Here is a 14,683-nt window from a genome sequence, read left to right on the forward strand (position 1 = left end):
GAGGGTTTGCCGACACGCTGAGCTGTCGATTAGATCGACAGCTCTTTTTTATTATTTCAATCCGAGCGCTTCCAGCGCCATGTCCATATGCTCTTTTTGCTTTGTTGTAAGGGCAAACAAGGCGATCTCTATCCCGTAGGCGGCCTGCATTTCGGTTATATGCTTTTTCATTCCCGGCCAGACGCGTCCGCCCGCCTCTTCATAGCAGCCGATGAGCCGCGCTGTTTCAGCTTCACCTAAAATCGTCTGAAACAGGAGGAAATCTTTAGCCGGGTCGGCGACCTTCGCTTCCGTCCAATCGAGCAGACCTGTAACCTGATGATCTGAATCAATCAAAATGTGGGGCGGATGAAGATCGCCATGAATAAACGCGGTATGCTCCGGCCAGCACGAATCATCCGCCAGCCATTTTTGCCACCTCTCCCACAGTGTGTCGCTAATCCCCAGCTCCTCTTTGATCCGCTTCATCTCCTCCGCTTTTGTTTGGCGCAGGTCCTGCGGTCTCATCACCTGCACACCGGCTTCCTCCGCCGCGTCATGATCGATTCCGTGGAGAGCCGCCAGTGTTTGAGCAAGCGAGCGGACAAATGCTTCTGACGGCGGCTGATGATTCATATTCCATACATAATTTCTTATCTCCATATCGATGACGGCGGCCGGAACACCGGCGAGCTTTGGATACGCAATCAATTCCGGTTCATTGATCCGCCAATCCGGCACAGCGGCCTGAAGGCGGGTTTGAAGCAGCTTCAGCACCCTTCCCTCGGCCGCTGCCCTTTTGATGACATCGCTGCGCCTCGGCCTTCTCAGCACCCAGCACCTTCCAGTTTCGTCATCTGCAAAAACGACTTGAAAATCCATGCCGGACTCATCGAGCTCGGCTCTGGCAGGGTTCAGGCGAAGGCCGTGCTTCTCCGCCAGGTTCAGCACCTTTTTCACGCGCTCATTTGCATTTGTCATATTTGATGTTCTCCTTTCCATTAAAAAACACAGGTCATCTGCCTGTGCTGTTTTACTAAACGGAAAAGAGACATTTCATTTTTAAAGACGCCAAAAAGAGGCGTCCGAATTGCGCCTCTCCCTTCTTTTATTGCATATAAGGGTTCCCTGAAAACAGGCGGACCAATCCCGATTACTCTGCGCACAGGCAGAGACTTTGTTCACTATTTAATTAGCGGTGACAAAGTTCAATCGGAATCTGATGTATGCCATAAAGGAATCCCTCCGTTCTGTAAAGTTAGGTTTATTTTAACAGGTCGGCTCACCCTGCACAACCAAAAATGTTAATATATAATGGAAAACCACCCGTAAAAAGGAGGGTGTTGAAATGAAAGCCGAGAAAATGCCTCATATCAAGCCTCCCAAAATCCCGGACGGGCTTGAGCCGCTCCTGGTGCACGATGAAATCACCGATGACAAGCATTTTTATGGAGGCATAGCAACAAATGCCGCCGTTTGCGGCCAATCTTTTGAAAAGCTTGAATTTGAGAAAGTCATCTTCAAAAACACAACATTCCAGCAAGCCGCATTCCGCAATTTGCAATTGACAGACGTGATTTTCGATTCATGCGATCTGTCCAATGCCGATTTCAGCGGCGCCATTATTCACCGGACAGAAATGAGAAACTGCAAGCTGCTTGGCATCAATCTCTCAGACTCCGCCCTTCGACACGTTTTAATTGCCGAATGCCTCGCCAATTACGCTTCATTCGGCTTTTCAAACGTCAAACACGTTCATTTTCAGCATTGTTCTCTGCAGAATGCCGATTTTTACGAGATTCAGCTGAAGGATTTATACTTCTCGACATGCGATCTGAATGAGTCTAATTTTTCAGGCGCCGAATTAAACGGGCTGGATGTAAGCAGCTGCTCTTTTGGCCATCTCACGGTTTCACTGGAAAAGCTCGGCGGCTGCATCGTCTCAACCGAACAGGCCATCGGCTTCGCCAAAGCGCTCGGTCTGGTTGTGAAGGATGGGAACTAGGAGACTGCAATCTGCGTCAAGAAGAAATGCGGGAAATTCCCGCGGGTTCGTCTCAAACAAGAACTGCTCCTTTGATTTGAGCGATTGCGGGCATCCACAAACGCTACAACAAGAAAATAAGCCGTCCGATCAGGAACAGCTTATCTAATAATTGATGCCTGCTTGACGCTTCCATTTTTCAATCCACTCTGTATCTCCTGTCCCGTAACTCTTCTTCTGGCCTATATCCCTCAAAGACCCATTGCTGTAATCAATGGATAAAATGAATTCCGAAACGGAATCATAGCCGGCTTTCGCAAGCCTGCCAAGCTCTGAACCAAAATGGGCAAGCGCATCATGAGCTGTCTTTTGCTGCACAGGATCCTTCTCCAGCTCTTCTTTATAGACCTCTAATAAATCACGGCCGTCAGGCGTGACAAACCGGCCGTCGACGACTTCCAAATCCTTGAGGTGGTACCCTGTCACTTCATACATCTCACGGACTGTCTGATATTTTTGATACGCATCTTTTGAATATTGGGCCGAATCACTGCTCAAGCTTTTCATGATATGCAAAAACAGTTCTTTGCTGTTTTCGCCCGATTCCAGCAAACTCTCGAGTTGATGGATAAGCTCCTTATCGTCCGTTCCGCTCACTTTTACCTTGTAATCAATCGGTGTTATCGTGAACGTAAGCGTCGTATTCTCGGGAATTTTAATTTGATGGCGGTTCAACAAGACTTGAAGCTGCTGGTTGACCTGATTCCGTTGAAATACCTTTTCATTCTCCGATTCTATGTCTCCATTAAAAGTCGTATCGCGAAACGCGGCATCCTGCATGTTATAGTTTTGCGCTTTTCCTTTGAACAGCCATTCTGTTTCATTGTCGTATGCGGCTTGTCTTTCTGCCGCCGTTAAATCGCTTCTAAAATAAGGGGATTTTGAATTTTTATATTTATCTTTTATATAACCTAAAGGGTCGGATTTCGTTTTATTGATCGCGTTGATCCTGCTGTATTTTTCATCAAGGATTTTTTTTCTGATATCGCTCTCTGATTCATACGGATTTTTTGCATGAATCATTGTTTCTTCCCCTGTATCGATTACAGTCTGATGATTCGCCTGGTGGTATGCACTGCTGAAGCTCGCGGCATTTTTAGCGATGCTTTCTTTTGAATAGTTCAGCTGATTCAGCCTTTCATCAGATGATTTCTCCAGTCGGCTGTATGCCTTCTCCAACACTGCGGCTGTATCAGAAAGACGGTTATTCCTCGCATTGGACGAATATGATTTCAGCATGTTCTGGACCATCAGTTGTGTGCGGATGGATTGGCTATGAAGACGCATCAGATACCTCCCTCATTCATTCTGTCTATTATTATATATCGGCTAGTTTTTGTTTATTTCAACCTTTTGCACTAAGAAAATCCAATAGAAAAACCACCTCGCTTTCTACCAGCAAAGTGGTTTTTTTATCTACTCTTCAACACTCTTCCTACTGATCCGCTCAATCACCTCATGCAGCCCTTCCGGCTTGTAAAACTCCACCGGCGAGCTGCCCTTTTCAAAGGAAATCGTCTCGGCTTCTATCAGCGCGACGTAGCGGCCGTTTACTTTTGCTAAGTGAATCGTGTTTCCGAAGTCAGCAAGCAATCCTTTAATCTCGGTTTCTCCCAGCTTCATTTTCAGCTCTGCCTCAGGCATGTGTTCAACGATCTGGGCGGAGGCTTCGATGACTTGATGGGTGTCGAGACGCTCCTGAATCTCCCGCTTTTCGCTCGCTTCCCAGATTTCAAGGTCGTGTTCGAACTGTTGAAGCTCTTCACTCTTGTCCTCAAAAGCTTCATACACATGCTCCTGCACCATATTCATGACCTGTGACTTCATGATCTCGGGCATCGACTCGCCGTATTCGACATACTTTAAGAAATCTTCAAAATAGCGCGCGTGCGAGGCCTGGTGGATTTTCACTTCGCTTTCCTCTGTCATGCCCTCTTCAGGCATATGCGGATACTGAATCGATTTCATGTTTTTCGTCGTGATCGCCATTTCGACCTTGCGGATCAGCGATGATTCATCAGCGATTGAAGCGACCTTCGGTTCAAAATCGCACTTCATGACAAAGACAAATGTATCATCGAAGTATTTGCGCGGTACGGCTGTCGCCACTAAAAAAACGCCTCCCCTGACGGCGCTCGTGTCGAGGTATGTGCGCACAAACTGTTCGCTCAGTTCGTTGAAGTCTTCCTTTGTCTCCGCCAGTTTTGTTTTGTGAAACAGATTGTAGTTTGGATTGGAGTCAAGCTTATGTCCCGGCTCTGTGATGAAGCGGCCGATTTTCGTCGGCACCTGCTCGGACTTCGGATGGCGGTCCGCTTTCCGTTTGACGATTTTCTTTAATTCCCCGTCTAAGAAATCTTTCAGCTCGCTGTGTTCGAACTCTTCGGTATCAAGGGTCTGAAAGTGTTTAAACTGTTTGTTGACCTGCTCGTCCTTGCCGTCGACTTGTATGACATAAAATGAAATAAAACGAATTTCAAATTCCATGATGTTGTTCACCCGGTTTCCTAGTTGTTTCAGTTCTTCAAGTATAGGTAAATGCCGGTATTCCGTCAATTTGGCAATTATGGCACTTCATATGTTTTGAGCGATCATATTTCATGCACCTATTCAAATAGCAGATATTATAATACATCTTCCCGGTCAATTTTTCGAATCGACCAAAACGCAATGGCAATCCCGACTACAGCCAATGAAATAGGAATATAAATAATAGAAGCAATTGAAAATCCAGGACTTTGCTGACCGATCAGCGCAATCAAAATGCAGGATGTCACAATCGTGGCAGGAACTGATTGTTTGCGCATCCCAAAGTATAATGGAATAAAACTCAACCCTGTCGAGGAAGCAGCGTAGATGAGCATACTGCCAATCTCATTTCCTATGGCTTGCAGCGTCAGTTTTTCCGGGCTGAATTGATAGACATCATTGAGCTGCGAGAAAATAAACGCAAGAATCAGTTCGGACACGATCATTGTCAAAAAGGTCAATCCGCCGGTGAGCAGCAGTTTTGCGGCCATCAGTTTTTTTCGGCTGACCGGATATGTAAACATCACCGTGATGGTTCTGTTTTTATACTCCCCGATGATCAGTTTGGCAATCAGCACGCCTGCAAAGACAATAAACACAGACCTTACAAAAGTTCCGAGAAGCAGCAGCGTGGATCCCGCGTCAGCCATCGACATTTGGCCTTGAGTAAGATTTTTTTCCTCTGACCCGATCAGGCACAACATGCCGAGAATGCATAGATTTGCAATCACCGCACCTTTGTAATACCACCCTAGTTTTGTTTTTTTAAACTCCAATTTAATTAAATTCAGCATTGAACTTCAACTCCGTTAACATACATCTATTTTTTCGATCCGCCTTACAGCCAAAAAGGAAAAAAACAGACCGACAGCGGCCAGAGATAAGGGAATATAAACAATTGAAGAAATAGAAAAGCCCGGACTTGTGGAACTGATCAGCATGCTGATCACGACAGACGAAATGATCGTTGCCGCAGCGGAGTGCTTCCGCATTCCGAAAAAGATGGGCGCTAAACTCGTTCCTGCGGCGCCAAAAGCAAAAACGATCATTTTCAGAGCCTGCTGAGAAACCATAGAAGCTGTTAATTCGCCGGGGATGACCCCATAGATTGAATTCAGCAGAAAAAAACCAGCTGCAACGCATGCATTTGATATCAATATCGTGATGAAGGTCAGCCCGCCTGCGATCAGCAGTTTAGCGGCCAGCAGTTTTTTTCGGTTGATCGGGTACGTAAACATCACAAGTATTGTCTTGTTTTTAAACTCTGAAATCACTAATTTTGAGATCAGCACAGCGCCGAACACGATAAAAACCGCTCTGACGAAAGTGCCGGTCACAAGAAATGTGTCATCAATCGTTTGGAACGTATCCTTGCCTTCTGTGAAGGTCACCATCCACAGAAAACCGAGAATGATGAAATTGGCAAAGACGGCTCCGCGTACATACCAGCCCAGCTTCAGCTTTTTCATTTCGATTCTCATCAAATTCAGCAAATGTCACCGCCTCCTTATGCGTTGACCGCATCGCCGTTGATTAAGCTGAGGAAGTAGTCCTCAAGCGAAGTATGCTTTTTATTCATCGATTCAATTTCTATATCATTCAAAATCAGAGCTTTAGAAATGGCTGTTTGAGAAGCTTCGGCATCATAAATTCGGATCGTTTTATCATTTAGTATTTTAAAATTAGCAATCTGCAGCTCATGTTCAAGCACAAAGCAAGCATGCAATTGGTTCGGCGTCACGAGTTCAATATACTCTGTGTTCCGTCCCCTTACGCTTTCCATCGATACTTCTTCAACAAGCCTGCCGTCCCGAATCACTCCGATTGTATCTGCGATCTGCTCTACTTCGTTCAGGATATGGCTTGAGATGAGCAATGTCATTCCATACTCTTTGCTCAATACTTGAAATAAGTTTCTGATTTCTTTAATCCCGATGGGATCAAGGCCATTAATCGGTTCATCCAATATGAGCAAGTCGGGTTTGGTGAGAATGGCCCGCGCGATTCCAAGACGCTGCTTCATACCAAGCGAGAATGTTTTGACAGGCTTGCTATCGATATTTTTTAAATTCACCATGTCCAGCACTTCCTGAATCTTGGCTTTATTGTGATATCCCATATACTCACAATGCAGATTTAAATTTTCTACAGCTGTCAGATTTTCATAAAAAATCGGGTATTCGATCATGCTGCCTATTTTGCCGAGAATCTCGTATGATTGATTTGTCAGCTTATGCCCAAGGATATTGATTTCGCCGCTTGTCGGTTTTACGAGGCTCGTCAGCATCTTCATGATGGTCGTTTTCCCGGCTCCGTTCGGGCCGAGAAAACCGTATATTTCTCCCTTTCGTATATGCATGCTTACATTTGAAACAACTTCTTGACCTTTGAATGTTTTGGTAAGCCCGCTTGTTTGGACGATGTAAGTCAACTCTGTTTCTCCTTTCCTGTCTCTGTTCATGTGTCTATTGTAGCGATGGAAGCTGTCTTTTTTATTTCTTGTTTCTTAAGAAATTCTTACGTTTGCTAATAGGTCATTCGTTTTAACGTGATGGAAAACGCTGTCCGTTCATACGGCTTGCTTTGGAGGGAGATGTCCCCTCCCATTTTCTCAATGAGCCTTTTTGTAATTGTTAAACCGAGCCCGCTTCCCTGGAACGCTTTATTTCTCGATTCCTCAAGGGTGTACAGCCTTTCAAACACCCTCTGCTGATCATGCTCACTAATCCCTTTCCCACGGTCCCATACCGTAATGACAATCCGCGTGTCATCATATGTAAGGGACAATCCGATCAGCTTTCCGTCTGCGCCATATTGAATCGCATTTGATAAAAGGTTTTGCAGAATCCGGCCAAGCGCTTCTTCATTTCCAAGTGCATATACCGGGGTATCCGGGATGTCGATAACTGCTTTAAAGCCTTTTGACTGAACAGCATCATAGTGTTGGAGAATGTTTTTTCTGCATATTTCGTTGATATGTATTTTAGTGAGCAGTATTTGCTTATCTTCCGATTCCAGCTTGGCCAAGTCAAAGAAAGAATTCATCAGCTGAATGATTTCACCTGTTTTTTGATAAAGCTTCTCCAGCAGTCTTTCACGCTCTTCTTCCGCCATGTCTGAATCATTTTGGATCGCCTCGATATACCCGAGCACGACGGTCAGCGGAGTTTTCAGATCATGGGACATATTGGTCAGCATTCGTTTCATTGACTGCTCCGTTTTTGCAAAACGGGCTGTTATGTGCTGATGCTCCTCAACAAACAGGTTAATTTGCACGAGCAGAGCCCGCAGTACTTTATCATCCGTTCCTAATAAAATTTGATCTGCCGCATGCTCATTTAGCATCACACTGAGCTTTTCCGTGATGTACTTCAAGTTTCGATCCCGTTGCCCTTTCATTTTATATTGAACGAGATTGAGAGACGCCAAAATTATCAGAATGCCAATCCATAACATTGTCATGCTAAAACTCTCCTAATTTATAGCCGATGCCCCAAAGCGTTTTAATATATTGCGGGGAGGAAGGATCATCCTCTATCTTTTCTCTCAGGCGCCTCATATGGACGTTAATAATATTTTGATCGCCAAAATAATCATCATTCCAAACCGAACGATAGATTTGTTCTTTTGTAAACACTTTTTTAGGGTTTGTCACAAACAAAGTCAGCATCTTCCATTCCGTCGATGTCAGCTGAAGCGGTTCACCATTTTTTTGTACGGATACATTTTCTATATCAACCGTAAGCTTGTGAACACGCAATATTTTTTGATTTGCCGGCTCACTGACGGAATATTGCGTTGCCCGCCGAATGGCGGCTTTTATTCTTGCGGTCAATTCGATCATCGAAAACGGCTTGGCAATATAATCATCCGCACCAAAGCCCAGCCCCAGCGCTTTATCCACATCCCCGTCTTTTGCGGAAATCATTAAAACCGGGACCTTGCTCTGTTCACGGATCATTTTCAGAAAATCCATTCCATTCAGCTTAGGAAGCATGATGTCGAGCAGAATCACATCATAATTGCCCTGCTGAAACAATCGAACGCCCTCTTCTCCGTCAAAAGCAAGCACGACCTCAAATCCTTCTTTTGTTAAATAATGATCGACCATTTCACTGATCGAATGATCATCTTCAATAAGCAATATGCGCTGCATCTTTTTCCCCCGTCCTTTTCAACATAAAAACACACGTGCAATTACACCCATTGTAATTGAAAAACGTGTGTTTTTTACAAAAATTATTTATTTTTCTAGGTGAAACCTCTCGACTCTCCGCATCCTTTGAGCGATATCAATCTATCTTCTCGACTAATTCGGATCAAGTCACAGGCGCCGGGTTGAACAAACACAAGTCAAAGGAATGAAAAGATGACCTCTGATATCAGGGGTCATCTTTTATTAATCAAGAGGCTTATTCTTTTTATAGTAAAGTGTTACGTTTTGCTTTCGCAAAGTATCAATAATGTTATGATAACTGTTTGCAAACTGCTCATTGTCTGATTTCATCCGGGTGATGACGGTTTTTCGGTTTTCACTTTTGTGATCCAATTCTTTTTTAATTTTCGTGATAATCATGCCTTTTTGCCCCTCGATTTCGCTTTTTAACACTTTATCAAATTCATTCAGTTCTTTTAAAACGCTTTTCAGCGGAGCATTCAGCCGGGCCGCTTTATCCTTTGCTGAAATACTGCTTAAAAACATATATGTCGCTGAAACTGTTTCAGTTTCCTCCAATAAAGGTTTTACCATCTTAATATCCCTCCCCTATGTCTTAAAATCAAACAGCGCCGAAATTTGCTCATCCTCATCGAACAATTTTTCAATGCTGGTGCGAATGCTTTTTACAAATTTCTTTTTGCTGGAGGTTTGTTTTTTTAATTCGCTGACGACGCCGTCGCACTGAGGAAGCGGAGCCGTGTGGTACGAGTCGTGGACAACGATTTTATTCAACTTTCCGGTCGATCCGGCGAAGCCTGAGGCAAGCTTGAACTGAATGTCGAATTGGTAGCGGGAAGGATTGGCTTCCATGTCATGAATGGCTTTTGTCAACTCAGCTTTTTTAGTTGCGAAATGATCGTGGATTTCATGGTGGAAAACACGTTGGTAGCGGTCAATTTCATCCTCAATCTTCGAAATGGCGGCCATCCCCGCCTGATAAATCCTGACGGCAGATGACAGGTTGACCTTTATCTCTTTTCCATCCTTGCCTTTCTTTGAAAAATAGATGTCTCCGCCTTTGTAGCTGATGCCTTTCTTTTTGGATAAAGCGTCTAGAAGCGGGGTGATGCTGTGGCCTTCGCCAATGAGATTGAGAAGGTCTTTTGTGTCTTGATCCAGTTTGCCCAAAGCTTCTTCCAATGCTTTATAAGTTAAATAAAATTCGATTAAATTTTTCATGAGTGATTGAGAAAGTTGACCATTATTTAGAGTGAATACGACAGTCTTCCAGTCGACAAGAAATTTGATCTTTTCATATAAAACGTCCAGTCTTCCAGTCAGCCGCTCTACTTCGGCAATGTCTTTTTGAATGGTCTTCTTTTTTGCTTCATCAATATAACCGTTTGCTTCAAGCTGATTGAGAACTGGACCGCTGTAGGCCTTGACTTTCGCAAGAAATTCTTTGAACTCCGGCAGCTTTTTATCAAGTGCACCCACCATATTCGAAAGGCGGACCGGATGTTTCAAGCAATATGCTATTTGCTGAGCTGTACCCTCTTCATTGATTATTCCGTTTAAAAAATCCATATCTGCGCCGATTGCTTCCATAGCAAAACCTTGAATGCCGCCCTTTCGATAATCAGCAGCATATTTCTGAAAGTACCCTTTCAGTTTCCTCACATCTTCATCAGGAATATGATCAATGACACTTCGGAATCCTTTTATATTCGGGTGTGTGTTCGTCATCTTCACATCGCCGAACGTAATAAAATCAGCCTTCCCGCTGACACCGTAGAGCGGATCGTCACTGGAAATGCGCTGGGTGATGTTAGCTGTGACGCCTTTGTCGTTGTAGTATTTGGTGATGGCTTTTTTGAGTTTGTCTTTGGGGATGGTCGATAGATCGTTTACTTGATACTTCTTCCTTAATTCCCGTGCCATTTTTTTATCAACCAACAATAAATGATCTACACTTATCTGGGCTCCATTTACCCCATAAACCTCATCAAATCCACCATTTACCAACTGTACTAGAACTTGGTTATTGTTCGCGAGAGAATGGCCCATAGCATAAATTTTTAACTCTTTAGAGTTACCGGCTTTTTTCTTGGAAGCCCTTGAAAACTCCCTTGTCGCCTTATATTGTCTATTATCCATTCCCAAAAACAATCCAAAGAAATTATATTTCCAATCTTCATTATCTGCGCTGCCTTCGGAAATAACGTGGAGCTGATCAATATGTTTTGTCTTATCCTTTATATGAATAGCTGTACCGTCATAGCCTGATTGACTGATTGTTTTATCCTTACTATGCTCTAGAATTTCTTTTGATGTAAAAATCTCAATATTTTCTGGCAGTTCATGATTTGTTTCCTCTTTATAAATTCTGCGAACGTCTGCCTCAAAATCGTCTTTAGCTTTTTTCACTTCATTTTGATTATTTGAAGCAAACCTATTCTTATAACTATATTCAAGGTTTATTATACGAAGCTTAACATTTTCATTTTCAAATATATTTTTAGTTGCCATCCTATTTCTCCTTAACAGTTAAAAATATGATGGATTTGACTAACTTCTTAGCTTTCTTTTCAGCAGAATCAACATCAAGTGAACAAGGTTCTGAACTCTTTAGGCAAGTAAAATCAAATGTAAACTGTACACCAACATAATCTTCTTTATTTATATAACCAATATAGGAATGTGTCTCATTGTTTTTTTGATTTGTATCGTCGTGAACAGTTTTCATATATGCAAAATAAATATCCTTATCTTTTTCCTCGAACTTTTCAAATTGTCCTTTATATCCATTTTCCTCTCTCACTTGTTCTAACATTTCATTTGGATTATTAATGAAAGATTGATTTCGGTAATATTCTACAGAAGCATTAAGAGCAACATTTGTTTTTTCATCATAGCTATAGAAAGATATTATCTCTTCATCTTTCCCGAGAGAGGATAAATTGTCATCATACTTCCCATCTTCCGGAAACAACATCGTAAACCCTTTCAGCTTAGACTCTAGCAAATAGTACCCGGGCTCGACTTCCTTTGTTGATGCCATGTATTCTCTTGTTTTCTCATCCTGGAACGCAGGGACCTGCGGGAGGTCTTTCGGGTCCACGTCTTTCGGTTTGACCGCTTCTTCTTGATTGCCGTTCTTGCCGTTTTGGCTGTCGTTCATACTGCATCCTCCTGTAAAAGCTAGTATTATAGCAAAACACAATATCATCATCTTTTTCATTTTATTAAACCTCCAAGGGCTCTTAAGTTAAGCTGCAAGCGCTTCGTTTTGATGCGAATGACCTGCTTGAAAATAATACTTTTTTATGTTACATCATGGAATAAATTAGATAAATAGGAAATAGGAATCACCATCGTTGAAAATCGCGTGTTCCCCCTCTTAAAAAACAGGCAGTTTGGTTGATGCATCAAGGTTTTGAGAGGTATTGCGGTTTAGTTCATCAAAGAGGAAATATGAAAAAAGCACCACTTTATAATTTTTGTCAAAAGTGAGTTCAAATTAAAAAAGCACCTATATTAAGGTGCTTTCCAATCAAGTCACAGGCGCCGGGTTGAACAAACACAAGTCATTGGAGAGTCCCCAATGTTCCGCCCATGTTTTCCTTCCGCTTGCGACGTCAAGTATCGTCCGGAAGATCTCCCAGCCGATTTCCTCTATTGAAGCTTCGCCTGTTGCGATCCGTCCGGCATTGACGTCGATCAAATCGTGCCAATCTTCTGATAACGATTGTCGGGTCGCCACTTTCAACACCGGAGCCATTTCAAGGCCGTACGGCGTTCCCCTTCCGGTTGTAAACACCTGCAAATGCATGCCCGAAGCCAATTGCAAGGTGCCGCATATAAAATCGCTTGCAGGTGTCGCCGCAAAAATGAGTCCTTTCTGTACCGCTCTTTCACCAGGCGCCAGTACGGCACTGATCGGGCTGCTTCCCGATTTCGCGATCGATCCGAGCGACTTTTCGACCACGTTTGCCAGTCCGCCCTTTTTGTTCCCCGGCGACGGATTGGCGCTTCGGTCTGTCTCGCCTCTTTCAAGATAGCGGTCATACCAAGCCATTTCCCGAATCAGGGCGCGGCCTACTTCTTCATTGACGGCGCGCGGCGTTAGGAGATGAACGGCATCGCGGACTTCGGTGACTTCTGAAAATAAAACCGTGGCCCCTGCCCGAACCAGTAAGTCGGCCGCATATCCCGCCGCGGGGTTTGCGGTCACCCCTGAGAAAGCGTCGCTGCCCCCGCACTGAAGGCCGATCACCAGGTCTGAAACGGGACATGTCGTCCGCTTCCGTTCATTCAGCCTTTTTAAGCGCTCTTCGGCCATTTCCATAATCGATTGTATCATTTGCTGAAACCCCTGCCGTTCCTGCAATGAAAGGATGTTTTCAGCGTCTCCTTCCGGCTCTATCCTCGTCGGAAGAAGCTTCTCGCAGCCGAGTCCGATCACCATCGCTTCGCCGCCGAAATTGGGGTGCCTGGCGATATTTTGAATCGTTCGGATCGGGATCCTGGCTTCCGGCGCGTTAATCGCCACGCCGCAGCCGTACTGATGATTTAATGCAGCTACGCCGTCAACATTCGGATATTTTGGGAGCAGTTCCTCTTTAATTCGTTTAACAGCGTAATCGAGAACACCTGCCACGCATTGCACACTTGTCATGATGCCCAGCACGTTCCTCGTGCCGACGCTTCCGTCTTCATTCCGGTATCCTTCAAATGTGTACCCATCGAGAGAGGGAGCGGGTTTTGGAACTTTGGTGGCGATGGGCAGTTCATTGAGCGGCGGGGCTTCCGGAAGCATGATATGCGACTCGGAAATCCACACGCCTTTTTCTATTGGTTTGACGGCATAGCCGATAATTTCACCATAGCGAATAACGGCTCCGCCTTGTGTGATGTCTGTTAAAGCCACTTTATGACCTTGGGGGATGCGCTCTTGCAGTTTAAGCCCGCAAGGAAACACCGTCCCTTTCGGCAGTCCGCCGGCATTGGCGATGATTGCGGCATTGTCTTTTGCGTTCACCTTAATGTACAGCGGGGCTTCAGTTTGATTGACACGCATAGTTTTGATCAACTCCCCTTTTCGATCAGCGCCTGTCCGCGGCCCTTCTCCCGCCGCGGCACATGTTAGAAAGCGCTGTCAAACAACTTAATGAATGTTTTTTTCATCACGAAGACCATTCAGTATTTTGTCGCGTACAAATTTTAAATGCTCATACATATGGTGATAGGCTTGATATGGATCCCTTTGTTGAAGGGCTTTCAAAATATTCGTATGATATTCGACAGTCCGGTCCCTTTCCCTGTATGGAATCTGGCTGTCGATTTTGGCGTGTGTGATCAAGAGTGATTGAATCATGCCTTCGAGCACCGGGTTGTTCGCGCTTAAAGCGATAATCCGATGAAATTCCTTATCCGCTTCTCCATAATGATTATCCGTGCTGTTTGCAATGATATCGATCGTTTCCTGCAGCCTTTCAAGCTGACTGTCATTGATCTTTTCTGCGGCGATCGTGACAAGCCCGAGTTCCAGCGCCATCCTCGCTTCAATAATGGCCGGCAAATTATCGACCGCCAAAGCCAGCATGACAGAAAACGGCTGGATGCCGATTTTATCATTAAAATACGTGCCGTCTCGGGTTTTTCTTTTGATAATTCCGAGCGTTTCGAGTGATATTAAAGCTTCGCGGAGAACGGGTCTGCTGACATTCAGCTTTTCCATGAGCTCGATCTCCGTCGGCAGTTTGTCCCCCGGTTTCAACTGGCCGCTTGATAATAAATGGACGATTCGTTCAACAACCTGTTTTGCCAAAGTCTTGCGATTGACTGATTCGACCTGCAATGTTTCCATATCTTCTTCCACGACTGTGGGCCCCCTTTCAGTTGTTCATATTGTAAGACAAAATATCGCGTATGACAATGTCGGCTAGGGGCCTCTCAAACCGAAGTTTCCG

14 protein-coding genes are annotated in these 14,683 nt (G+C 44.4%); 1 reads left to right on the top strand and 13 read right to left on the bottom strand.

What is annotated here, in order from left to right:
• Window positions 1-51 precede the first annotated feature (51 nt).
• Window positions 52-960, bottom strand: coding sequence for a macrolide 2'-phosphotransferase (locus BTR1S_RS12440; RefSeq protein ID WP_006640080.1), 909 nt, complete (start codon window positions 958-960; stop codon window positions 52-54).
• A gap of 367 nt (window positions 961-1,327) precedes the next feature.
• Here BTR1S_RS12440 and BTR1S_RS12445 point away from each other — a divergent pair, with 367 nt between their 5' ends.
• Window positions 1,328-1,984 carry a pentapeptide repeat-containing protein gene (locus BTR1S_RS12445; RefSeq protein ID WP_006640079.1) on the top strand — a complete coding sequence of 219 codons (657 nt, stop codon included), beginning with the start codon at window positions 1,328-1,330 and terminating at the stop codon, window positions 1,982-1,984.
• Between the two features lie 144 nt (window positions 1,985-2,128).
• Here BTR1S_RS12445 and BTR1S_RS12450 read toward each other — a convergent pair whose 3' ends face one another.
• From BTR1S_RS12450 to BTR1S_RS12505, 12 genes are all read right to left on the bottom strand, one after another.
• Window positions 2,129-3,310 carry a DUF4885 family protein gene (locus tag BTR1S_RS12450; RefSeq protein ID WP_006640078.1) on the bottom strand — a complete coding sequence of 394 codons (1,182 nt, stop codon included), beginning with the start codon at window positions 3,308-3,310 and terminating at the stop codon, window positions 2,129-2,131.
• A gap of 129 nt (window positions 3,311-3,439) precedes the next feature.
• The gene (locus tag BTR1S_RS12455; RefSeq protein ID WP_029419448.1) at window positions 3,440-4,510 is read right to left on the bottom strand and encodes a DUF3900 domain-containing protein; all 1,071 of its coding nucleotides are present in this window, start codon (window positions 4,508-4,510) and stop codon (window positions 3,440-3,442) included.
• Between the two features lie 137 nt (window positions 4,511-4,647).
• Window positions 4,648-5,346, bottom strand: a complete 699-nt coding sequence (locus BTR1S_RS12460; RefSeq protein ID WP_006640076.1) for an ABC transporter permease — start codon at window positions 5,344-5,346, stop codon at window positions 4,648-4,650.
• A 15-nt stretch (window positions 5,347-5,361) separates the two neighbouring features.
• Entirely contained in the window at window positions 5,362-6,045 is a 684-nt protein-coding gene (locus BTR1S_RS12465; protein ID WP_029419449.1) for an ABC transporter permease, read from the bottom strand.
• A gap of 14 nt (window positions 6,046-6,059) precedes the next feature.
• A complete protein-coding gene (locus BTR1S_RS12470; RefSeq protein ID WP_029419450.1) occupies window positions 6,060-6,983 on the bottom strand; it encodes an ABC transporter ATP-binding protein in 924 nt (307 codons plus the stop codon).
• A 95-nt stretch (window positions 6,984-7,078) separates the two neighbouring features.
• Entirely contained in the window at window positions 7,079-8,014 is a 936-nt protein-coding gene (locus BTR1S_RS12475; RefSeq protein WP_006640073.1) for a HAMP domain-containing histidine kinase, read from the bottom strand.
• Between the two features lies 1 nt (window position 8,015).
• Entirely contained in the window at window positions 8,016-8,696 is a 681-nt protein-coding gene (locus tag BTR1S_RS12480) for a response regulator transcription factor (RefSeq protein WP_087962547.1), read from the bottom strand.
• Between the two features lie 255 nt (window positions 8,697-8,951).
• Window positions 8,952-9,302, bottom strand: a complete 351-nt coding sequence (locus BTR1S_RS12485; RefSeq protein ID WP_029419451.1) for a hypothetical protein — start codon at window positions 9,300-9,302, stop codon at window positions 8,952-8,954.
• A gap of 15 nt (window positions 9,303-9,317) precedes the next feature.
• Entirely contained in the window at window positions 9,318-11,240 is a 1,923-nt protein-coding gene (locus tag BTR1S_RS12490; RefSeq protein WP_029419452.1) for a DUF6792 domain-containing protein, read from the bottom strand.
• 1 nt (window position 11,241) lies between these two features.
• Window positions 11,242-11,952: a lipoprotein YvcA gene (gene yvcA, locus BTR1S_RS12495; RefSeq protein WP_034326570.1), complete on the bottom strand. Its 711-nt coding sequence runs from the start codon at window positions 11,950-11,952 to the stop codon at window positions 11,242-11,244.
• 312 nt (window positions 11,953-12,264) lie between these two features.
• Window positions 12,265-13,791, bottom strand: coding sequence for a galactarate dehydratase (gene garD / locus BTR1S_RS12500; protein WP_029419453.1), 1,527 nt, complete (start codon window positions 13,789-13,791; stop codon window positions 12,265-12,267).
• Between the two features lie 87 nt (window positions 13,792-13,878).
• Window positions 13,879-14,580, bottom strand: a complete 702-nt coding sequence (locus BTR1S_RS12505; protein ID WP_269154408.1) for a FadR/GntR family transcriptional regulator — start codon at window positions 14,578-14,580, stop codon at window positions 13,879-13,881.
• Window positions 14,581-14,683: the final 103 nt, after the last annotated feature.

The sequence above is a fragment of the Bacillus sonorensis NBRC 101234 = KCTC 13918 genome (assembly GCF_001592005.1).
GTDB lineage: Bacteria > Bacillota > Bacilli > Bacillales > Bacillaceae > Bacillus > Bacillus sonorensis.

Coding starts and splice junctions, on each gene's coding strand:
- BTR1S_RS12440 (WP_006640080.1), bottom strand. CDS start 960: ATGACAAATGCAAATGAGCGCGTGAAAAAGGTGCTGAACCTGGCGGAG.
- BTR1S_RS12445 (WP_006640079.1), top strand. CDS start 1,328: ATGAAAGCCGAGAAAATGCCTCATATCAAGCCTCCCAAAATCCCGGAC.
- BTR1S_RS12450 (WP_006640078.1), bottom strand. CDS start 3,310: ATGCGTCTTCATAGCCAATCCATCCGCACACAACTGATGGTCCAGAAC.
- BTR1S_RS12455 (WP_029419448.1), bottom strand. CDS start 4,510: ATGGAATTTGAAATTCGTTTTATTTCATTTTATGTCATACAAGTCGAC.
- BTR1S_RS12460 (WP_006640076.1), bottom strand. CDS start 5,346: ATGCTGAATTTAATTAAATTGGAGTTTAAAAAAACAAAACTAGGGTGG.
- BTR1S_RS12475 (WP_006640073.1), bottom strand. CDS start 8,014: ATGACAATGTTATGGATTGGCATTCTGATAATTTTGGCGTCTCTCAAT.
- BTR1S_RS12485 (WP_029419451.1), bottom strand. CDS start 9,302: ATGGTAAAACCTTTATTGGAGGAAACTGAAACAGTTTCAGCGACATAT.
- BTR1S_RS12490 (WP_029419452.1), bottom strand. CDS start 11,240: ATGGCAACTAAAAATATATTTGAAAATGAAAATGTTAAGCTTCGTATA.
- yvcA (WP_034326570.1), bottom strand. CDS start 11,952: ATGAAAAAGATGATGATATTGTGTTTTGCTATAATACTAGCTTTTACA.
- garD (WP_029419453.1), bottom strand. CDS start 13,791: ATGCGTGTCAATCAAACTGAAGCCCCGCTGTACATTAAGGTGAACGCA.
- BTR1S_RS12505 (WP_269154408.1), bottom strand. CDS start 14,580: ATGGAAACATTGCAGGTCGAATCAGTCAATCGCAAGACTTTGGCAAAA.